This is a genomic window from Microbacterium fluvii (assembly GCF_025515205.1).
In the GTDB taxonomy this organism is placed as follows: domain Bacteria; phylum Actinomycetota; class Actinomycetes; order Actinomycetales; family Microbacteriaceae; genus Microbacterium; species Microbacterium fluvii.
The window spans coordinates 1,428,176-1,448,298 of the sequence record NZ_JAOPFX010000001.1; the positions used below are offsets into that span (position 1 = coordinate 1,428,176).

At 69.9% G+C, this 20,123-nt stretch carries 17 protein-coding genes and 2 riboswitches; of the genes, 4 read left to right on the forward strand and 13 right to left on the reverse strand.

Annotated features, from left to right (window positions below; translation table 11 throughout):
• Positions 1-5 precede the first annotated feature (5 nt).
• The 4 genes from fdxA to OAW74_RS06650 all read right to left on the reverse strand — a co-directional run bounded on the left by fdxA (position 6) and on the right by OAW74_RS06650 (position 1,868).
• On the reverse strand, positions 6-323 hold the full coding sequence (fdxA, locus tag OAW74_RS06635) for a ferredoxin (RefSeq protein WP_262873518.1): 318 nt from the start codon (positions 321-323) through the stop codon (positions 6-8).
• A 9-nt stretch (positions 324-332) separates the two neighbouring features.
• Complete coding sequence (locus tag OAW74_RS06640; protein WP_262873519.1) at positions 333-725, reverse strand: DUF6113 family protein; 393 nt, start codon at positions 723-725, stop codon at positions 333-335.
• 67 nt (positions 726-792) lie between these two features.
• The gene (locus OAW74_RS06645) at positions 793-1,107 is read right to left on the reverse strand and encodes an AzlD domain-containing protein (RefSeq protein ID WP_262873520.1); all 315 of its coding nucleotides are present in this window, start codon (positions 1,105-1,107) and stop codon (positions 793-795) included.
• A complete protein-coding gene (locus tag OAW74_RS06650; RefSeq protein ID WP_378733511.1) occupies positions 1,104-1,868 on the reverse strand; it encodes an AzlC family ABC transporter permease in 765 nt (254 codons plus the stop codon). The genes OAW74_RS06645 and OAW74_RS06650 overlap by 4 nt, the downstream gene beginning before the upstream one ends.
• A gap of 78 nt (positions 1,869-1,946) precedes the next feature.
• Here OAW74_RS06650 and OAW74_RS06655 point away from each other — a divergent pair, with 78 nt between their 5' ends.
• Positions 1,947-2,291, forward strand: coding sequence for a DUF2200 domain-containing protein (locus tag OAW74_RS06655; protein ID WP_262873521.1), 345 nt, complete (start codon positions 1,947-1,949; stop codon positions 2,289-2,291).
• A 6-nt stretch (positions 2,292-2,297) separates the two neighbouring features.
• Here OAW74_RS06655 and typA read toward each other — a convergent pair whose 3' ends face one another.
• Positions 2,298-4,208: a translational GTPase TypA gene (gene typA, locus OAW74_RS06660; RefSeq protein WP_262873522.1), complete on the reverse strand. Its 1,911-nt coding sequence runs from the start codon at positions 4,206-4,208 to the stop codon at positions 2,298-2,300.
• A 91-nt stretch (positions 4,209-4,299) separates the two neighbouring features.
• Positions 4,300-6,021, reverse strand: a complete 1,722-nt coding sequence (locus OAW74_RS06665) for an ABC transporter ATP-binding protein (RefSeq protein WP_262873523.1) — start codon at positions 6,019-6,021, stop codon at positions 4,300-4,302.
• Between the two features lie 29 nt (positions 6,022-6,050).
• Between OAW74_RS06665 and OAW74_RS06670 the strand changes: the two genes are divergently transcribed.
• Positions 6,051-6,656, forward strand: coding sequence for a PH domain-containing protein (locus OAW74_RS06670; protein ID WP_262873524.1), 606 nt, complete (start codon positions 6,051-6,053; stop codon positions 6,654-6,656).
• Here the strand turns inward: OAW74_RS06670 and OAW74_RS06675 are convergent.
• The 3 genes from OAW74_RS06675 to OAW74_RS06685 all read right to left on the reverse strand — a co-directional run bounded on the left by OAW74_RS06675 (position 6,647) and on the right by OAW74_RS06685 (position 11,489).
• Entirely contained in the window at positions 6,647-7,867 is a 1,221-nt protein-coding gene (locus OAW74_RS06675; protein ID WP_262873525.1) for an ABC transporter permease, read from the reverse strand. The genes OAW74_RS06670 and OAW74_RS06675 overlap by 10 nt on opposite strands.
• Positions 7,868-7,870: 3 nt before the next feature.
• A complete protein-coding gene (locus OAW74_RS06680) occupies positions 7,871-9,406 on the reverse strand; it encodes an ABC transporter permease (RefSeq protein WP_262873526.1) in 1,536 nt (511 codons plus the stop codon).
• A 211-nt stretch (positions 9,407-9,617) separates the two neighbouring features.
• Positions 9,618-11,489, reverse strand: a complete 1,872-nt coding sequence (locus tag OAW74_RS06685) for an ABC transporter family substrate-binding protein (protein WP_262873527.1) — start codon at positions 11,487-11,489, stop codon at positions 9,618-9,620.
• Between the two features lie 154 nt (positions 11,490-11,643).
• Between OAW74_RS06685 and OAW74_RS06690 the strand changes: the two genes are divergently transcribed.
• Both OAW74_RS06690 and OAW74_RS06695 read left to right on the forward strand, forming a co-directional pair.
• A complete protein-coding gene (locus OAW74_RS06690; RefSeq protein WP_262873528.1) occupies positions 11,644-12,501 on the forward strand; it encodes a CPBP family intramembrane glutamic endopeptidase in 858 nt (285 codons plus the stop codon).
• Between the two features lie 265 nt (positions 12,502-12,766).
• Positions 12,767-13,774 (forward strand): hypothetical protein, encoded by a 1,008-nt coding sequence (locus OAW74_RS06695; RefSeq protein WP_262873529.1) that lies wholly within the window; start codon positions 12,767-12,769, stop codon positions 13,772-13,774.
• A 383-nt stretch (positions 13,775-14,157) separates the two neighbouring features.
• On the opposite strand, the gene gcvP is transcribed toward OAW74_RS06695, so the two are convergent.
• The 4 genes from gcvP to OAW74_RS06715 form a co-directional block, all read right to left on the reverse strand.
• Positions 14,158-16,992 carry an aminomethyl-transferring glycine dehydrogenase gene (gcvP, locus tag OAW74_RS06700; RefSeq protein ID WP_378733669.1) on the reverse strand — a complete coding sequence of 945 codons (2,835 nt, stop codon included), beginning with the start codon at positions 16,990-16,992 and terminating at the stop codon, positions 14,158-14,160.
• A gap of 50 nt (positions 16,993-17,042) precedes the next feature.
• Positions 17,043-17,426, reverse strand: a complete 384-nt coding sequence (gene gcvH / locus OAW74_RS06705; RefSeq protein WP_262873531.1) for a glycine cleavage system protein GcvH — start codon at positions 17,424-17,426, stop codon at positions 17,043-17,045.
• Complete coding sequence (gcvT, locus tag OAW74_RS06710; protein WP_262873532.1) at positions 17,423-18,565, reverse strand: glycine cleavage system aminomethyltransferase GcvT; 1,143 nt, start codon at positions 18,563-18,565, stop codon at positions 17,423-17,425. The genes gcvH and gcvT overlap by 4 nt, the downstream gene beginning before the upstream one ends.
• Before the next feature lie 46 nt (positions 18,566-18,611).
• A riboswitch (glycine riboswitch) is annotated at positions 18,612-18,707 on the reverse strand.
• A gap of 1 nt (position 18,708) precedes the next feature.
• A riboswitch (glycine riboswitch) is annotated at positions 18,709-18,805 on the reverse strand.
• A gap of 42 nt (positions 18,806-18,847) precedes the next feature.
• The gene (locus OAW74_RS06715) at positions 18,848-20,020 is read right to left on the reverse strand and encodes a MarP family serine protease (RefSeq protein WP_262873533.1); all 1,173 of its coding nucleotides are present in this window, start codon (positions 20,018-20,020) and stop codon (positions 18,848-18,850) included.
• Between the last annotated feature and the right edge of the window lie 103 nt (positions 20,021-20,123).

Here is a 20,123-nt window from a genome sequence, read left to right on the forward strand (position 1 = left end):
GCCGGTCAGTCCTGCGGCGGGAGCGCGGCGATCAGCGGGTGGTCCTTGTGGATCACGCCGACCTTCGCAGCGCCTCCGGGAGAGCCGACCTCGTCGAAGAACTCGACGTTGGCCTTGTAGTAGTCCTGCCATTCATCGGGCAGATCGTCTTCGTAGTAGATCGCCTCGACGGGGCACACCGGCTCGCACGCACCACAGTCCACGCACTCGTCGGGGTGGATGTACAGTGACCGGTCCCCCTCGTAGATGCAGTCCACGGGGCACTCGTCGATACAGGCCCGGTCCTTCACATCCACGCACGGAAGTGCAATCACATAAGTCACCTGAGCAGTCTACCGATCGGCCGAGACGGGTCCGTCCGGACGCGTCACATGAAGCCGCTCAGGCCAGGCGACCGCGACGGCCACCAGCAGCGGCACGGCGATGGTCCAGACGACTCCGAGCATGCTCTGCGGAACGATCACCGAACCCCCGGGGCCCGTGCCCGAGACCACGAGCGTCGCGATCATCATGCCGAACCCGGTCGCCAGCGTCGCCCAGCGGTCGAGGGTCAGCAGACGCACCGCCGCCAACAGCGCCGCGGAGCCGATGACGGCCAGCACCAGGCCGAGCGGGAACCAGCCCAGCTCGTATGCATGCGAGACGGTGCCCGCCAGGCCGTAGACGGCGCCGACAAGAAAGGCGACGACCCACGTGGCGATGCGGGCGAACAGGGCGCTTCTCATGAGTCCATTCTGCCCGCGTGCGGCCAGCGATCGTGCGGATGCCGCATCCGCCGCGCGCCGCATCGCATCACGCGGCCCAGCCCCACAGCCGCAGGAGTGCCGCCACGACGGCGGCCGCGACGACCACCACGAGGAAGGGCGCGCGCAGCAGCAGCAGTCCCGCGGCCACGAGCACCGCGGGAACGCGCGCGTCGACGACGACGGCCTGCCCCACCCCGAGGGTCTGCACGGCCACGAGCGCCGACAGCAGCGCCACGGTGAGGAGGTCGGCGGTGCGGGCAGGGCGCTCCGCTTCGAGCCAGCGCTGCGGCACGAGGTAGCCGAGCGTCTTCAGCGCCACGCACAGGATCGCCGCGATCCAGATCGCACTCCACAGGGTCATGGCAGTCCCTCCCGCTCCGGCACGTCGGGCGGCTCGTGGAACGCGTCGGCGCCCTGCGGATCTCCCGGCGGGCGACCGAGCCAGTTCGTCCACCCCACGACGATCGCCACGAGCGCGGCGACCAGCACCGGCAGCCCCGGCATCATCACGGGGGTGAGGATCGTTGCCACGACCGCCGCCGCTACGCCCACCGCGATCGGCTGACGCGACCGCAGTCGCGGCCAGAGGAGGGCGAGGAACGCGGCCGCCGCGGCGGCATCCAGTCCGTAGGCCCGCGGGTCGCCCAGCACGTCGCCCAGCAGGGCGCCCGCGAGGGTCGACGCGTTCCAGCCGAGGTAGATGCCGATGCCGGTGGCCCAGAACCCCACGGTGCGTGCGCGTGAGGTCGTCTGCGCGAGCGACACGGCCGTCGACTCGTCGATCGTGAACTGCGCCGCGGCGGCGCGGCGCCAGAAGCCGCCGCCGATCACCGGCGACATGCGGATGCCGTAGGCGACGTTGCGCACGCCCAGCAGGGCCGCCGACGCGATCGCGGCAGGGGCTGCCGCGATACCGCCGGCGCCGATCACGCCGACGAAGGCGAACTGCGAGCCGCCCGTGAACATCACGAGGCTCAGCACGCAGGTCTGCCACACATCGAGGCCGGCCGCCACGGCAAGAGCCCCGAACGAGACGCCGTAGGCGCTCGTCGCCAGAGCGACGCCGATCGCGTCACGCCACGCGCGACGCGTCTCGGCGGAGGGGTCGGGCACGGCGGTCACCGATCGAGCCTATCGACGCCGCCGGGCGCATTCGTCGGGCCACCGGCGCACGGGTGGTCCGGCGGGTAGCCTCGGATCATGCACCGCATCTACACGATGGCCGTCGCCAGGGTCTATCCCCTCTACGTCGAGAAGCTCGCCAGGAAGGGGCACACCCAGGAGGAGCTCGACGAGGTCATCGAATGGCTCACCGGGTTCGACCAGGCGCGCCTGCAGCATCACCTCGACGCAGGCACGACCTTTCAGGACTTCTTCGCCGACGCCGATCTCAACCCGAACGCGGCGCTGATCACCGGGGTGATCTGCGGCATGCGCGTCGAAGAGATCGAAGACCCCCTCATGCAGCAGATCCGCTACCTCGACAAGCTCGTCGACGAGGTCGCTCGCGGCAAGGCGATGCACAAGGTGCTGCGCACCGCCTGACGCCGATCAGGCGTTCGCGTCCTGCTTCTTCAGGCGGCTCGCGGCGCGTCCGCGCTCGGTCGCGTCGAGCACGACCTTGCGGATGCGCACCTTCTCGGGCGTGACCTCGACGCATTCATCGTCGCGGGCGAACTCGAGGCTCTCTTCCAGCGACAGCTGGCGCGGCGGCGTCATCGACTCGAACGTGTCGGCCGTGGAGGAGCGCATGTTGGTGAGCTTCTTCTCCTTGGTGATGTTCACATCCATGTCGTCGGCGCGCGAGTTCTCGCCGATGACCATGCCCTCGTACACCTCGTCCTGGGGCTGCACGAAGAAGCTCATGCGCTCCTGCAGGGCGATGATCGCGAAGGGCGTGACGACGCCCGAGCGGTCGGCGACGATCGAGCCGTTCTGGCGCGTGACGATGTGACCGGCCCACGGCTCGTAGCCGTGCGAGATGGCGTTGGCGATGCCGGTGCCGCGGGTCGTGGTGAGGAACTCGGTGCGGAAGCCGATGAGACCGCGCGAGGGCACGATGAACTCCATGCGCACCCACCCCGTGCCGTGGTTGGTCATCGTGTCCATGCGCCCCTTGCGGGCGGCCAGCAGCTGGGTGATCGCGCCGAGGTACTCCTCGGGGGCGTCGATCGTGAGGTGCTCGAAGGGTTCGTGCACCTTGCCGTCGATCTTCTTGGTGACCACCTGGGGCTTGCCGACGGTGAGCTCGAAGCCCTCCCGCCGCATGTTCTCGACGAGGATCGCGAGGGCGAGCTCGCCTCGGCCCTGCACTTCCCACGCGTCGGGGCGGCCCACGTCCACCACCTTGAGCGACACGTTGCCGATGAGCTCGCGGTCGAGGCGGTCCTTGACCATGCGGGCCGTGAGCTTGTGCCCCTTGACCTTGCCGACCAAGGGCGACGTGTTGGTGCCGATCGTCATCGAGATGGCGGGGTCGTCGACCGTGATGGCCGGCAGCGCCCGCACGTCTTCCGGGTCGGCGATCGTCTCGCCGATCGTGATCTCCTCGATGCCGGCGATCGCGACGATGTCGCCGGGGCCGGCCGACTCGGCGGGGTAGCGCTCGAGGGCGCGGGTCTTGAGGAGCTCCGTGATGCGGGCGTTGGAGTGCGTGCCGTCGTGGCGCACCCACGCGACCGTCTGACCCTTCTTCAGCGTGCCGTTGAACACGCGCAGCAGCGCGAGACGGCCGAGGAACGGCGACGAGTCGAGGTTCGTCACCCATGCCTGCAGCGGCGCCTCGTCGTCGTACGAGGGGGCGGGCACGTGCTCGAGGATCGCCTCGAACAAGGGCTCGAGGTCGTCGTTGTCCGGGAGGTCGCCGTTGGCGGGGCGGGTGCGCGACGCCGCGCCCGCGCGACCCGACGCGTAGACCACGGGCACGTCGAGCAGGGCGTCGACGTCGAGGTCGGGTACGTCGTCGACGAGGTCGGAGGCCAGGCCCAGCAGCAGGTCGTGCGCCTCCTCCTCGACCTCGGCGATGCGCGCGTCGGGGCGGTCGGTCTTGTTCACGAGCAGGATGACGGGAAGCTTGGCCTCGAGCGCCTTGCGCAGCACGAAGCGGGTCTGCGGCAGCGGGCCCTCGCTCGCATCGACCAGCAGCACGACGCCGTCGACCATCGACAGGCCGCGCTCGACCTCTCCGCCGAAGTCGGCGTGGCCGGGGGTGTCGATGACGTTGATCGTCACCGGCACGTCGGTGTGCACGCCGTTGTAGGTGATCGCCGTGTTCTTGGCGAGGATCGTGATGCCCTTCTCACGCTCCAGGTCGTTGGAGTCCATCGCGCGCTCTTCGACGTGCGCGTGCTCGCCGAACGAGCCCGTCTGGCGCAGCATCGCGTCGACGAGTGTGGTCTTGCCGTGGTCGACGTGCGCGACGATCGCGACGTTGCGGAGATCGGGACGAAGGGCGCGCGCCATGAGGGTTCCTTGGAAGAAGAAGGGGATGCACCCGGACTCGGGTGCATCCCATTCTACAAGGCGGATGCCGCAGCGTGCGGCGCGGGCCGGATCAGCTCGCCGGGCGGTAGCGCTCCTGGTCGGCCAGCAGCGCCGCACGCGCCTCGCGGCGCGCGCGCTGCTCGGTCGGATCGGGCACCGGGACGGCCGCGATGAGCCGCTGCGTGTAGGCGTTCTGCGGGTTGCGCAGGATCTGCTCCTTGGTGCCCTGCTCGACGATCTTGCCGTGCTGCATCACGGCGATGCGGTCGGCCAGCAGGTCGACGACGGCGAGGTCGTGCGTGACGAACAGGGTCGCGAACTGCTTCTCCTGCTGAATGCGCTGGAGCAGCTCGAGCACGCGCGCCTGCACCGAGACATCGAGCGCGCTCGTCGGCTCGTCGGCGACGAGCACCGTCGGGTCGAGGGCGAGTGCGCGCGCGATGCCGATGCGCTGGCGCTGACCGCCCGAGAGCTCGTGCGGGAAGCGGTTGCGGAAGTCGCGGGGAAGCTCGACGAGGTCGAGCAGCTCCTCGACACGCTTCGAGATCGCCTTGTGGTCCCAGCCGGCGAGCTCCAGCGGCTCGCCGATCGAGACGCCGACGGGCCAGCGCGGGTTCAGTGAAGAGCCCGGGTCCTGGAAGACGATGCCGAGCTTGCGGCGCACGGCACGGAGGTCCTTCGCCTCGACGCCCGCCATGTCCTGGCCGGCGACGCGGAGCGTCCCCTCGGCGACGGGGATGAGCCCCACGATCGCGCGGGCGATCGTGGTCTTGCCGGAGCCCGACTCCCCCACCAGGCCCAGCACCTCGCCGGGCTGGATCGTGAGGTTGGCGTCTTCGACGGCACGGAAGGCGGGCACGCGGCCGCGCTTGGGGTAGTCGATGCTCAGGTGCTCGAGCACGAGCGCCGCAGACGACGAGTCGCCGCGCGCAGCGGCATCCGCCCCCGCCTCGCCGAGACCGAGGTGCGGAACCGACGCCATGAGCGCACGCGTGTAGGGGTGGTGCGCGTCGCCGAAGATGCGGCCGACCGGGCCGTGCTCGACGACGTCGCCGTCTTTCATCACCATGACGTCGTCGGCCATGTCGGCCACCACGCCCATGTCGTGGGTGATGAGGATGATGGCCGAATCGAGCTTCTGGTGGAGGTTGCGCAGCAGATCGAGGATCTCGGCCTGCACCGTGACGTCGAGCGCGGTCGTCGGCTCGTCGGCGATCAGCACGCGAGGATCGAGCGCGATCGACTGCGCGATCATGGCGCGCTGCCGCTGGCCGCCGGAGAGCTGGTGCGGGTAGGAGTTGAACGCCTTCTCGGGGTCGGGCATCTCCACGAGCCCCAGCAGCTCGATCGCGCGCTCCTTGGCCTGCTTGCGCGTCATGCCCTTGCGGTGCGTCAGCAGCGTCTCGGAGATCTGGAACCCGATCGTGTAGACGGGGTTCAGCGCCGTCATCGGCTCCTGGAAGATCGCAGCGATGCCCTCGCCTCGGACCTTGCGCAGCTCCTCGGGATGAGCCCCGATGACCTCGCGTCCGGCGAGCTTGGCCGAACCCGTCACGCGGGCGTTCTTGGGCAGCAGGCCCATGATGGCCATCGAGCTCGTGCTCTTGCCCGAGCCGGACTCGCCGACGATGGCCAGCACCTTGCCGGGCATGAGGTCGTAGCTGACGTGCTTGGCGGCGGCGGCCCAGCTGCCGCCGACCCAGAACTCGACGCTCAGGTTCTTCACCGAGAGCGCGGGGCCCCCCGTGGGTACGGCCGCGGTGTGCGCTCGGCGGCGGTCGTTCGTGCTCATCGGCTGGTCTCCCGTGTCAGGATGGGCGAATGCCACAACCGGTCGTCTTTCGTCCTCGCGGCGGGCTGATCCTCGCCGTGATCGCCATCGCGCTGAGTGCGGTGGTGCTCGTCTTCGCCGGCATCACCGGCGGCGCTGAAGGCCTCGTGCTGTGGGGCTGGCCGATCGTGGCCTTCGCCTGGCTGGCGTGGCTCGTCTACATCCACCCCTGCGTCGTGATCACCGACGGTTTCGTCGAGATCCGCAACATCCTCCGCACGCACCGCGTGCCGTGGGGCGACGTCGACGAGGTCGGTTCGCAGTACGCCCTGACGGTCCGCACGCGCGCGGGGCGCAGCATCCGCGCCTGGGCGGCACCGGCCCCCAGCGCCCGCCGTGCCATGAGCACGCGCCGCGAAGAGGTCGCCCACTCGCCCGGCGACGGAGACATGCGCCGCCCGTCGGATGCCGAGGGCACCGAGTCGGGCGATGCCGCGACCATCGTGGGTCGGCACCTCGAGAGCTACCGGCGTGCCGGCGGACCCGCCCTCCCGGGCAGCGCGACGACCACCTGGAACGTTCCGCTGACGGTCCTCACGGCGGTGCTGCTGGTGGCCGCCGCGGCGAGCCTCGTGGGCGCGGCCGCTCACGGCTGACCGTCCTTCGGCGACTCGCCGTCGACGTCGGTGGCGGGGCGCTCGGCCGGGTCCTCGATCACCGACTCGTCACGCACGGTGACCTGGTCGGCGATCTCGGGGTCGTCGTAGCTGGTCTCGCCCTCGACGATCTGCACGCCCTGCACCGACGGCACGGCGGCGGCGGCGCGACGCGCCTTGCGCTTGCTGACCTTCGACTGCTGCCGCGGGTCGAACGCATCGCGCAGACCGTCGCCGATGAAGTTGATGCACAGCGCCAGGATGATGATGAACAGACCCGGCCACCAGAACAGCCACGGACGGGTGCGGAACGCCTCGCGGTAGGTCGAGATGATCTGACCCAGCGACACGTCGGGATAGGTGATGCCGAATCCGAGGAAGCTCAGCGCCGCCTCCGTCAGCACCGCCGCGCTCATCAGCAGCGTCGTGTTGACGATGATGATGCCGACCGCGTTGGGCAGGATGTGCTGGAAGATGATGCGCCGGTTGCTGGCGCCCGCCACGCGCGCCGCATCCACGAACTCGCGTTCGCGCAGCGCGAGGAACTCGCCTCTGACCAGGCGCGCGAGACCGGTCCAGCTCAAGATGCCCAGGAAGATGCCGAACACGATCGCGTTGCCGCCGAAGATGCGGCCGAAGATCGAGCCGATGACGATGATCGGGATGATGATGATCACGTCGGTGAAGCGCATGATCAGCGAGTCGATCGTGCCGCGGTAGAAGCCAGACAGCGCTCCCAGCAGCACGCCGATGCCCAGCGACACGGCGCCGACCAGGAACATCACGGTGATCGACTGCTGCGTGCCGCGCATGACCTGCGCGAAGACGTCCTTGCCGAGGGTGTCCTGACCGAACGGGTGCTCGCCGAGGCTGAACGGCCAGAGCGTCAGCGTCGGCAGGCCGCCGTTGACCACGGGGTAGGTGGTGAACCAGTCCAGCGGCCACCAGCCCTGGATGCGCCAGCCGTTGATCTCGAGCGTGCCGTCGGGGGTGGCCTGCAGGCTGCCGGTGCCGCCGATGACGGTGCCGACCGAGGTGAAGGCCAGGAGGATCACGAGGACGAGCACGACCATCGCGATCATCGCGCCGGTGTGACGGAAGAACCGGCGGCGCACGAGCGCGCCCTGACTGAGGCCGGCGACGGCCTTCTGCTCGAGCGACTGCTCGGATCCGCGGTCCTGAGGGGCGTCGGTGGGAAGTGTGGTCGACATGATTCAGCTCACCCGGATCCGGGGGTCGAGTGCGGAGTACAAGAGGTCCGCGATGAGGTTGAAGATGACCGCCAGCACACCGGTCACGACGAAGAAGCCCATGACGAGGTTCACGTCGCCGGCGCGGAGGCCGTCGGTGAACAGTGCGCCCATGCCCTTCCACGCGAAGATCGTCTCGGTGATCACCGCGCCGCCGATGAGCGCGCCGATGTCGAAGGCGATGATCGTCGCGATCGGGATGAGCGCGTTGCGCATCGCGTGGCGGACGATCACGGTGCGCTCGGTGAGACCCTTGGCGCGCGCCGTGCGCACGTAGTCCTGGTTGAGCACCTCGAGGAGGCTCGATCGCGCGTAGCGCGTGTACGACGCGATCGACACGACCGCCAGCGCGATCGTCGGCAGGATCAGGTGGGCGAACCCGTCGAGGATCTGGAACCACATGTCGCCCTGCAGGTTCGGGGTCTCGGATCCGATCGTCGCGATGACGCCCGACTGCGGAATGCGGTCGAGGTAGTCGGGGTAGATCAGCAGCACGCGGTCGACGACGACCACCAGGAACGTGATGAAGCTCACGATGCCGGCGGTGCGGGCCACCTGCTTCTTGTCGTCGCCGCCGATGAGGAAGCCGACGCCCACGCCCACCGCGATGCCGACGATGGCCAGCAGCCACAGCATCCATCCGGTCGGGACGTAGAGGAACAGATACTGCAGGGGGTACCAGAGGGCCACCCAGATGCCCACGACGATGAGCGAGGCGATGAGGGCGCGGCGGTTCGACAGCCCCGTCGAGACCGCGGTGACGCCGAATGCGGCGGCGATGCCCGTGATGATGATTCCGATAAGGCCGACCGAGGGCTGGGCGAACCAGCCGGTGAGGTCGAGGACGAGCAGGAGCCCCGCGGAGCCCACGAAGCCCGACGCGAAGGTGATGAGCCTGGTCTTCCAGCTGCCGCCCAGAGCGGCGGCGAGGATGAAGCCCGTGAGGAACCCCACGAGCGGGTAGACCCACCACTCGATCACCGGATTCGCCAGGAACGCGTTGAAGCGGATGGCGCCGAACTCCTTGAGGAGCACCGCGACCCAGAAGATCGGCAGCGAGTAGACGATGAAGGTCAGGAAGGTGACCGAGTAGTCGAAGGCGCTGTACTGGCGGAGGGCCGTCAGGATGCCGATCGTGAGGCCGACGAGGATCGCGATGATGGTCGCGGCGGTCACCAGCTGGATCGTCGATCCGGCGGCGGTGGCGACCGCTTCGGTCACCTGCTGGTTGCTGCGGCTGAAGGCGATGCCCAGGTCGCACTGGAACACGAGGCACTTCGAGGCGCCGGCGAGCCAGGTGAAGTAGCGCAGCACCGGGTGCACGTCGAGGTGCAGCAGCGCGATGCGGTTGTCGATGAGCTCCTGGCGGTTCGCGGCGTTGCTCTGCTTGAGGTCGGCAAGGGGGTCGGTTCCGATCGCCGTCAGTGTGTAGACGATGAAGGAGGCGACGAGGAGGACGAGGACGGTGGCGCCGAGTCTCCTCAGAATGAAGGTCAGCACGGAAGCGCTCGCTCCAGGTTCGGGGCAGGGGTCATTGATTCGATCCGATCGGGATGCGGTATGCCCAAATTACTACGTCGGGGGCTTCGTCGAAGAATGGACGCCCGCCCGACACGACTGTGGGTGCCGAGGGTCTCTCGGCACCCACAGTCTGTATCCGGTTGTCCGGCACGAAGGGGGCGGCGGGCAGCCGCCCCCTTCGTGTGGCCGATTACTCGGCCGAGGCGTTGGCCGGAGCCCACTCCCAGAAGTTCCAGAAGTAGTCGGGGCTCAGCGGCATCTGCTTGACACCCGTCACGTTCTTGCTCGAGACGGTGAGTCCAGGGAACTGGAAGATCGGGATCGTCACGGCGTCGGCCCAGATGAGGGTCTCGGCCTGCGTGAGGAGCTCGGTCTGCTTGTCGGCGTCAGCGGTCACGTTGAGCTCGGCCAGCAGGTCGGTGACCTCCTGGTTGCAGTAGCCCATGTAGTTGCCGCCCTTGGCTGCCGGGTCGTCGTAGCACGCGTAGATCTGGTCGGATCCACCGACGGCCAGCGAGGTCTGCGACCACGCGAAGATCGTCGCGTCGTGCGGGTTGACCGGCTCGGCCGACGGGTCGGTGAAGACCCAGTTCGGCTCGCTCTGGTCGACCAGCTTGAAGCCGGCCTTGGCAGCCGAGGCCGCGATCAGCTCGAACTCCTGCCCACGACGGACGTTGCCCTCGGGGTACCAGAAGCCGACCTCGATCTCGCCCGAGACGCCCGCCTCGTCGAGCAGCGCCTTGGCGCCCTCGATGTCGACGTCGGTGTAGTCGGCGGAGCCGTTGGCCTCGGTCAGCACCGGGTAGCGCACCGTGTCGGCCGCGCTGACGAGGTTCGCGTTGCGCACGACCGCGTCGGACTGCAGCGGAACGATGATCTTGTCGACGATCTCCTGGCGCGGGATCGTCTTCAGGAACGCCTGGCGGACCTTGAGGGCCTTGGCCTCGTCACCGTCGTAGGTGGCGGGGTCGAACGGGCCGCCGTTGTTGACCGTGAGGTCCACGTGCTCGTGCGACGCCTGGATGCCCTGCTGCACCTCGGCGGTGTCGATCGACTGCGCGAGCTGGAGGATGTCAGACGTGGGCTGGCCCGACCAGATGTCGAGCTCGCCCGACTGCAGAGCCTGCAGCGCGGTGGTCGAGTCGGCGATGGCGCGCACCGTGATCTTCTCGTACTTCGGCGACTCGCCCCACGTGAACAGCGGGTTGGCGACGATCGTCGTGTACTCGTCTTCCTTGGTGTCGAGCAGGTTGTACTGACCGGCGGTGAGGAAGGCGGCGGGGCTCTCAGGCATCGTCGTGTAGACGTAGGCGTCGTTCCACGCGGTGGCGAGGGCGGTCAGCACCTCGGTGTCGCCGTCCTGGATGGCCGAGATGACCTTCTCCTTGGCACCCTCGGCGAACTTCTTGGCCGCGTCGGTGTACTTGGTGAAGTCGTCGTCCGACTGCGAGCTCTGGTAGGTGTCCCAGGCGGCCTGCACGTCGGCGTACTCGTCGGGGTAGGCCAGGGCGTAGGTGCCGTGGGCCGACACGCCGAGGGGCTGGATGAGCTCCCAGTCGACGTAGGGCTCGTCGTAGACGAGGGTGATCTCCTTCTCGCCGACCTCGGGGGTCGCGGTGATCAGGTTGTAGCCGGTGGTGGCCGCGGGGCCCCAGCCGCCCTCGACGTTGCCCGACATGGCTGCCCACTGCATGAGCATGTCGGCCTCGTCGATCGGCACACCGTCAGACCAGACGGCGTCGGCCGTGATCTTGTAGTCGACGGTCAGCGGGTCGTCGCTCGTCTTCTCGTAGGTGCCGAAATCCGTGTTCTTCACGAGCTCGGGGGTGTTGTCGTAGTAGGCCCACGACGACGCCGAGTCGGTCAGGTACTTGATGTTCGCGTTGGCGGTGTTGTTTCCGGCGCTGCTGTTCGAGTTGAACGCCATGAAGCCTTCGTTGTAGGCGGTGTTGATCTCCGTGCCTTCAACGACTTCCGACTGGTACGGGTTTCCGCAGCCCGAGAGCACGAGTGCTCCCGCGGCAACGACACCCACGCCCGCCATAAGACGTGCGATCTTCACATTTCCTCCTGTGCAAGGGTTAAGTGCCCAGCCTGTGGCAGCTCTGGACACGGACACGGCAACCCTAAGCACGCCCCCTCGCACCGGCAAAACGCCTTGGGAAACCGTTACATATCCTTTACTCCGCGTGACATGGCTGTGCCATTCTGACAACGTGCCCGGCTCGACACCCTCAGATCTGCCCAGTCTTCCGCCCCTCACCCGCGGAGAGCGGGTGCGCGTGCGGTGGGAGATCTGGATCGTCCTGGCCATCTCGGTGGGCCAGTCGGCGCTGTACAGCCTGCTGTCGTTCGTTCGCTCGATCCTGCGCGCCCTCGAGTCCAGCGGCACGCTCGCCGATCAGCAGACGACGCTGAACCCGACGCGCGATTCCGCCGCGTTCTGGGATGCCCTCTACCAGCTGCTCAGCATCCTCTTCTCGCTCTCGCTCGTGGCGATGGTCGTCTACCTGCTGTGGGAGCCCGGGTCCAACGCGCTGCGGCGCATCGGCCTCGACTTCCGCCGCTTCGGGTCGGACGTCGGCCGCGGTGCGCTGCTGGTCGTCGTGATCGGCGTGCCGGGACTCGCGCTGTACGCCGTGGGACGGATGCTGGGCCTCACCCTCCAGGTGAGCGCGTCGCCGCTGGATGCCGCCAGGTACACCGTGCCGCTGCTGGTGCTCGCCGCCGTGCGGGCTGCCCTGGTGGAAGAGGTGGTCTTCATCGGGTACCTCTTCGACAGGCTGCGCCGGCTGGGGTGGTCCTCGTGGTCGATCATCCTCACGACGGCGGGACTGCGCGGCGCGTACCACGCCTACCAGGGCGTCGGCGCGATCGTCGGCAACGTCGCGATGGGCGTCGTGTTCGGCTGGTGCTACCGGCGATGGGGCCGCGTCATGCCGCTCGTCGTGGCCCACACCCTCATCGACGTCGTCGCCTTCGTCGGCTATCCGCTCGCGGTCGTGCTGTGGCCGGGCGTCTTCGCCCCCGCGGTCTCCCCCACCCCCACCCCCACCTCCACCGCCACCCCCTAGCCGTCCACGCAGCCGCCGACGTCGCCGCCGCGAAACCCCCACCATCACACGTGAGACCCCGAATTGAGCGCCAGACCCCCCGCCCGCACGAGGGTCTCGGCGTGAAGGGCGGGTTTCGGCGAGCTTGCCCGGCGCGGATGCGGCGGCCTCCGCTGACCGCTGTGCGCGCAGCGTCCGCTCCTCCCCAGCCCGCGTGATGGAGCTTCTGTGCCCGGTGGGGCGGATCCGATCACACCTCCTGTCAGGTCGCTGAGAGGCTCTCGCCATGCCCGTGCTCACCGCATCCACGACGATCCGACAGAGCCCCGTGCTGCTGATCACGGCGCGCGACCGCGCGCTGCGCGAGGTGCTGCCCAAGGGCGCACCCGTCGTGCGCGTGTGTCGCGGCGTGGTCGCGCCGAAGCGCGAGTGGGAGGCGTTGCGGCCGTGGGAGCGGTATCTGGCCCGCGTGCATGCGGTCGCCCTCACCCACCCCGGCGTCGTGTTCACGCTCGAGTCGGCCGCGGCACTGCTCGGGATGCCTCTCTTCGGCGAACCACGCCATGTGCATGTGCTCGCCGTCACGGGCAAGTCCCGGCAGTTCGACGGTGTCGTGGTGCACAGCTCCAAGGGTCAGCCCGATCTCATCGAGCTCGACGGCCACGTGCTCACCTCCGTGGCACAGACGACGGTCGACCTCTGCCGGGTCCTCCCTCCCGCTTTCGCGCTCGCGACCGCCGATGTGCTCCTGCGCGCCGCCGCCGCTGCCGGCGAGGCGACCATCGATCTCAGAAAGCACGCGCGTGCGACGGCGAACCGCCGAGGGCTCCGCCAGGTCGACTGGGTGGCGGCCCGTGCATCCGCCGCGGCGGAGTCGCCGGGCGAGAGCGTCAGCCGCGCTGTCATCGAGTGGCTGGGGTACGAGGAGCCCGAACCGCAGGAGGTCTTCCACTTCGAAGATGTCGAAGACCGTGTGGACTTCTTCTTCCGCAGAGTCCGCGTCGCGGGCGAGTCCGATGGCTACGGAAAATACGACGCCGACGACGCGGAGGCCTCAAAGCAGCACTTCGTCGACGAGAAGCGACGCGAAGACCGGCTGCGACGCCATCTCGGCGGTTTCGCGCGATGGGACTGGGCCGACGCGATGCGGTTCGAACCCCTCGACCGAGCGCTGCGCAGCGCGGGGCTGAGCCCTCTCTACCCGCGTCACGCCGCGATGCTCGCCACGCTCAAGAGCAACCCCCGGTCGCTTCCGCCCGTCGCCTCGTCGCGCCGGCCGCCGGGCGAGCGCTGATCCCCGCGTCGGCTGCCCGATCGCAGACCACCGGACGCCCGCCGCACCCCGCTTCCCACCGCGGAGATGCCGAAACCCACCGCCGGCGCCGATACCCCGCGTTGCGACGTGGGCTTCGCGACCAGACACGGGTCTCGGGTTGCTGTGACGTGGGCTTCGGGGCCAGAGACGGGTCTCGGGTTGCTGTGACGTGGGCTTCGGGGCCAGGCGGGTCTCGGGGCCGAGAGCGGGCTCTGGGCCGCCAGTGGACCGAAGGTTCCGGGGCGGTCTCGACCCGAGCGCTGAGACCCGCTCCCCACACCGAGACCCTCACGTCGGGCGTGGGTCTCGGTGCAGGAAGTGGGTCTCGGCGCGTGCGCGACGGGCTTCGCGCCCGCCCGCGGCTAGGCGAAGGCCTCGGGCGGGGGGCAGGCGCAGACGAGGTTGCGGTCGCCGTAGGCCTGGTCGATGCGGCGCACCGGCGGCCAGTACTTGGTCCGCACGAGCGCGTGCACGGGGTAGACGGCCTCTTCGCGGGAGTACGGACGCCGCCACTCCCCCTCGATCACCGACTGCGCCGTGTGCGGGGCGTTCACGAGCGGGTTGTCTGCGGCATCCCATTCGCCCGATGCGACCCGGTCGGCCTCGGCGCGGATCGCGATCATCGCCTCGATGAACCGCTCGATCTCGCCGAGATCCTCGGATTCGGTGGGCTCGATCATGAGCGTGCCCGCCACGGGGAACGACATGGTCGGGGCGTGGAAGCCGTAGTCGATGAGGCGCTTGGCCACATCGTCGACGGTGACGCCCGTCGCCTCCTTCAGGGGCCGGAGGTCCAGGATGCACTCGTGCGCGACGAGTCCGGCGGCCCCGGTGTAGAGCACCGGGTAGTGCTCGCGCAGCCGGTGCGCGATGTAGTTGGCCGACACCACGGCGGCGGCCGTCGCCTTTCGCAGGCCCGCGGCGCCCATCATCCGCACGTAGGCCCACGAGATCGGCAGGATCGAGGCCGAGCCGTAGGGCGCCGCCGAGATCGGGCCACCGTCGAAGACGAAGCCGCCGGCATGGTCGGCGCGCTGGGCGAGCGGGTGCGAGGGCAGGTAGGGCGCGAGATGCGCCTTGGCCGCGACAGGCCCCACACCGGGGCCGCCCCCGCCGTGCGGGATCGCGAAGGTCTTGTGCAGGTTCAGGTGCGACACGTCGCCGCGGAGGTCGCCGAAGCGCGCGAACCCGAGCAGCGCGTTGAGGTTGGCGCCGTCGACGTAGACCTGTCCGCCTGCGTCGTGCACGGCCTGCGTGATCTCGAGCACGTCGTGCTCGTAGACGCCGTGCGTCGACGGGTAGGTGATCATGAGGGCGGCAAGCGCATCGGCGTGCGCCGCGATCTTGGCGCGCAGGTCGTCGAGGTCGACGTTGCCGGCCTCGTCGCATGCGACGACGACGACCTTCATGCCCGCCAGCACCGCAGACGCCGCGTTCGTGCCGTGCGCCGAGGAGGGGATCAGGCACACCGTGCGGCCCTCGTCGCCGTTCGCGAGGTGGTACCCGCGGATGGCCAGCAGCCCGGCCAGCTCGCCCTGCGAGCCGGCGTTCGGCTGCAGCGACACGGCGTCGTAGCCGGTGACCTCTGCCAGCCACGTCTCGAGCTGCTCGATCATCGCGAGGTAGCCGGTCACGTCGTCGGCCGGGGCGAAGGGGTGGACGCCGGCGAACTCCGGCCACGACACGGCCGCCATCTCGGTGGCCGCGTTGAGCTTCATGGTGCACGACCCGAGCGGGATCATGCCGCGGTCGAGGGCGTAGTCGCGGTCGGCGAGCTGCTTGAGATAGCGCATCATCGCCGTCTCGGACCGGTGGCTGTTGAACACCGGATGCTGCAGGTACCCCTCGACCCGGTGCAGGTCGGCGGCGACGCGGGCAAGCGGCACCGCGGCCTCGAACGGCACGGCGCGCTCGCCCTGCTCTCCCCCGCCGATGACCTCGGCCTCGGGGACGCCGAACGCCCACGCGACGGCGGCGAGGTCGGCGGCGGTCGTCGTCTCGTCGACCGAGACCCCGACGGTCGCATCCGACGCCAGGAAGAGCTGGTAGCCGCGCTCACGCGCGCGGTCGACCACGCGCTGCGCCGACCCTGGCACGGTGACGCGCAGGGTGTCGAAGAACGCGTCGGAGGCCAGGCTCAGGCCGTACGAGCGCAGCACCGAGGCCAGCGCCTCGGCCTTGCGGGCGACGTCGGTCGCGATCGCCTTGAGGCCCTGCGGCCCGTGGTACACCGCATACATCGAGGCCATGACGGCCAGCAGCACCTGCGCCGTGCAGATGTTGGAGGTGGCCTTCTCGCGGCGGATGTGCTGCTCGCGCGTCTGCAGAGCGAGCCGATAGGCGGGGTGGCCGGCGGCATCCTGCGAGACGCCGACGAGGCGTCCAGGCAGCTGCCGCTCGAGGCCTGCGCGCACCGCCATGTACCCGGCATGCGGGCCGCCGAAGCCGAGCGGCACGCCGAAGCGCTGCGTCGTGCCGACCGCGACGTCGGCGCCCAGCGACCCGGGCGAGCGCAGCAGCGTGAGCGCCAGCAGGTCGGCGGCGACGACGACGAGCCCGCCCCCGGCATGCACCGAGGCGATCACGGCGGAGGGGTCGCTCACGCGCCCCGACGCGCCCGGGTACTGCACGAACGCGCCGAACGCCTCGGGCAGCTCCCCGAGGGCGGCCACGTCGAACTCGACGAGCTCGATGCCGACGGCGGCGGCACGGTGGGCCAGCAGCGCCTTCGTCTGCGGCAGCGCGTCGGCGTCGACCAGGAACACGTTCGAGGTCGAGCGCGACCCGCGGCGGGCCACCAGCATCCCCTCGACGACGGCCGTGGCCTCGTCGAGCATCGACGCGTTGGCGGTCGCGAGCCCCGTGAGGTCGGTCACCATCGTCTGGAAGTTGATGAGCGCCTCCAGGCGCCCCTGCGAGATCTCGGGCTGGTACGGCGTGTAGGCGGTGTACCACGACGGGTTCTCGAAGACGTTGCGTGCGATGACGGCGGGCGTGTGGGTGTCGTAGTAGCCGAGGCCGATCATCGGGCGCGCGGTGCGATTCTGCGACGCGAGCGCGCGCAGCTCGGCGAGGGCCTCGGCCTCGGTCGCCGCGGCCGGGATGCCGCTCGTCGACCGAGGTGCGACGTGGATCGATGCCGGCACCGCCGCCTCGACGAGCGCCTCGACGGTGTCGTACCCGAGCGCGTCGAGCATGACGCGCTGCGCGTCGGCGTCGACGCCGATGTGACGGTCTGCGAACCCGGTCACGCCTCGCCGCCCGTGAGCGCCTCGTAGGCGGCGCGGTCGAGCAGGGCCTCTGCGGCCGACGCGTCGACGCGCACCTTGATGAGCCACCCCGCGCCGAAGGCATCGGAGTTGACCAGCGACGGGTCGTCGACGACGGCGTCGTTGAGCTCGACGACCTCGCCCGACAGTGGCGCGTAGAGCTCGCCGACCGACTTGGTCGACTCGATCTCGCCGCACACCTGGTCGGCGGTGAGGGCGGTGCCCGCGGCGGGCAGGTCGACGTAGACGACGTCGCCGAGCTTGTCGGCGGCGTAGTCGGTGATGCCGACCGTGGCCACATCGCCCTCGAGGGCGACCCACTCGTGCTCGGCGGTGTATCGGAGGCTGTTCAGATCGGTCACTTCGCGTTCCTCTTGTAGAAGGGCAGGGTGGCGACGGTCGCGGGGATGCGGGTTCCGCGCACGTCGATGGTCAGGTCGGTTCCGGGGGCGCTGTGGGCGGGCGAGACGAAGGCCATGGCGATCGGATGCTGCAGCGTGGGGCTCAGGGCGCCGCTGGTGATCTCGCCCACGCGCTCGTCGCCGGCGTACACCTCGTAGCCCGCACGCCCCGCACGCTTGCCGTCGGCGACGAGGCCGACGAGCACCGGCGCGTCGGCGGCGACGACGGAGGCCAGGCCCGCCTTGCCGACGAACTCGCCCTTGTCGATCGCAACGACGCGACCGAGGCCGGCCTGAGCGGGGACGATGTCGAGCGAGAGCTCGTGGCCGTACAGCGGCATGCCGGCCTCCAGGCGCAGCGTGTCGCGCGCCGCGAGCCCTGCAGGCACGAGACCGAGGGGTGCCCCGGCGTCCAGCAGGGCGTCCCACAGGGCGCCGGCGGCGGCGACCGGGATCATGAGCTCGTAGCCGTCTTCTCCGGTGTAGCCGGTGCGGGCGATCAGGAGCGCCTCGCCGCCGAACTCGCCGCGGACGGCCGCGTAATAGGGCACGTCGGTCAGCGCCCGCTCGAGGCCCTCGATGCCCGGCGTCGCCTCGACGATCTGCCTGGCGACCGGCCCCTGCACCGCGATGAGCGCGAAGCTGTCGCTCGCGTCCTCGACGGCGGCGACGCCCTGCCCGATGGCCGCGAAGTCGGCGGCGCGCTCCGCGAGGGCGGTGGCGACGGCCTCCCGGTTGCCGGCGTTGGAGATGACGAGGAACCAGCCCTCGTCGAGCCGGTAGACGATGACGTCGTCGACGATGCCGCCCGATGCGGCCAGCACGAGCGAGTACTTGGCCTTGCCCACCGGCATCGTCGAGAGGCGTCCGGCCAGCGCATAGTCGAGGAAGGCTCCGGCGCCGTCGCCCTCGACGATGAACTCGGCCATGTGCGAGATGTCGAACAGTCCCGCGGCCGTGCGCACGGCGTGGTGCTCGGCGAGGTCGGAGGTGTAGCGCACCGGCATCATCCACCCGCCGAAGTCGGTGAACGAGGCGCCGAGGGCCTCATGGCGCGCGCGCAGCGACGTGTACCGCGGGTCGGCGGTCGGATCGGACATGAGTTCTCCCGGTTCGGCGAGCAGACGCCGAACGGCGCCTGAGAACTCCCCCTCTGTCATGGGCCTGAGAGTTTCGCGCCCTCGCAGCGGGAGGAGGCTTTCACCGTCGGCGGATGCCACAGGGCATCGCTTTTCAGAGCGGCCGGTGCGTCGCGGTACGCGTACCTGAGAGATTGGCGGGGAGGCTTGCTCCTTCGGTGCCCGGCGTGGTGCGCTCCGGGGCTCTCCCGCGACGAACATGCGGCCCGATGTTCGATTGCCCGGCCAGCATACCGGGCGGGATCACCCCGTGCACGCTCCCGTCGACACCTCGCGTGTCAGGGTCGGCGCCACCTCCGCGACGGGGTCGAGCTCTGCCATCGTCATGGCGTAGCCGAGCTCGGCGTCGTCTTCGGCGCGGGCGAAGACGATGCCGGCCACCGTGCCGTCCTCCGTCAGCAGCGGCCCACCGGAGTTGCCCGGCCGCACTTCGGCGGCCAGGGCGTAGACGTCGCGCAGCTGCACTCCGGTGTCGTAGATGTCGGGCACCGGCACGGCGCCCGCGCTGAGCACCTTCGCGGCGCCCATCGAGAACGGTCCGCCGTAGGGGTAGCCCTGCACGACAGCGCTCGCGCCGACCTCCAGCGTGTCGCCGAGGTCGAGGGGCTCTGCCGTGAGGCCGTCGGCGGCGAGGACGGCGAGGTCGTGCTGCGGGTCGAAGTACACGACCCGCGTCTCTACGGTCTCTCCCCCGGGGAACTGGGCGACCGGGCGGTCGACGCCGGCCACGACGTGGGCGTTCGTGACGATGCGGTCGTCGGCGACGACGAATCCGGTGCCGCTGGAGCTCGTGCCGCACGCGTAGGCGGTGCCCGAGACGCGGGCGACGGATGCTGCCGCCAGGGCGAGCTCGGGATCGTCGAGGTCGACGTCGGGCAGGGCCGTGTCGGCATCCACGTCGAAGAGGAGCCCCAGCGCGGGAAGCCCCTCCGGCAGCACCGCCTGGCGCAGCCGGGCGAGCCCCTCCGAGACGGGCGTCGGAGTGAGCCCGTCGATCGTGCGCAGCACCTGGGACGATCCGAGTGCCGACGAGATGATGGGCGCGCCCGTCACCGAGACGGTGGAGGCGACGAGCGAGAGCGACAGGGCCGTCACGACGACGCTCAGCGCGCCGCCCAGCATCCGATCGAACACGCGCAGCGGCGTGCGTTCGACACCGCGGCTCAGCACGTCGCCGACCGCGCCGCCGATCGCCGTGCCCGCGATGACGAGCACGACCGCGAGCAGGATCACCGCGAGCGTGCGCCACTGCGGCCACGGCCACGCGTCGTTGACGATCGGAACGAGCCAGAACGCCGCCGCGCCGCCGACGACGAGGCCGATGAGCGACCCTGCGCTCGCGACGAGCCCTCGCACGAGCCCGACGATCAGAGCGACGACGAGGATCGCGATCAGCGCGATGTCGACGAGGGTCACCCGCACAGCGTAGGCAGGGAAGCTGGGCGATCGCCCCGGTTGCGGTTCTGGTCAGCATGACTCTAAGATGGGCGCGTCCCCACTTAGAGTCACTGTGACACGA